The sequence below is a fragment of the Paenibacillus tyrphae genome (assembly GCF_027925525.1).
GTDB classification, from domain to species: Bacteria; Bacillota; Bacilli; order Paenibacillales; family NBRC-103111; genus Paenibacillus_G; species Paenibacillus_G tyrfis_B.
In genome coordinates this window covers 1-530 of the sequence record NZ_BSDJ01000099.1, presented here as the reverse complement: position 1 = coordinate 530, position 530 = coordinate 1, and the positions used below count along the sequence as shown (strand labels likewise).

General features: G+C 43.4%; 1 protein-coding gene. It reads left to right on the top strand.

Going from position 1 to position 530, the window contains the following annotated elements; genetic code table 11:
- Positions 1 to 75: 75 nt before the first annotated feature.
- Positions 76 to 393, top strand: coding sequence for a transposase (locus QMG93_RS35020; protein ID WP_281944523.1), 318 nt, complete (start codon positions 76 to 78; stop codon positions 391 to 393).
- The last annotated feature ends 137 nt before the right edge of the window (positions 394 to 530 follow it).

The following is a 530-nucleotide window of genomic DNA, read 5'->3' as shown; positions in this document are numbered from 1 at the left end:
TGAGGTGCACCCCTTAGAATAGACATTGGAAAAACCCCCTGGGTATTCCGATGAATTCTAGGGGGTGCATTTTTTATGGCTTTGAAGGGACAAAAGCTTAAAACATATTCGGAGGAATTGAAAGCTGAGGCCATTCGTCTACATGTAGAAGATAAGTGGACGTATCGGCAGATTAATGAACACTTGGGAATTCATGATCCGCAACGGATGAAGAAATGGATGAGGAAATACCGGGAGCAAGGAAAGTTCGGTTTATTGGACCAGAGGGGAAGGCGACAGGAGTACATCGACCAAGATCGCTACGTTCAAAAGCTGAAAAGGGAGAATGAAATGCTAAAAAAGTGTTTGGAAATCTGGATGCAGGAGGTAAGACTCAGAAGTATAGAATCATAAAGGAAGCAGCTAATGAATACAGCATTAGCGAGCTTTGTAGCGTGTTAGGTGTCTCAAGAAGCGGATACTATGCCTACCTCAAGAGAGAAACGTTGGACAAAGACAAGGCGCTAAAATCCCTGATTCAAGCTGTATAC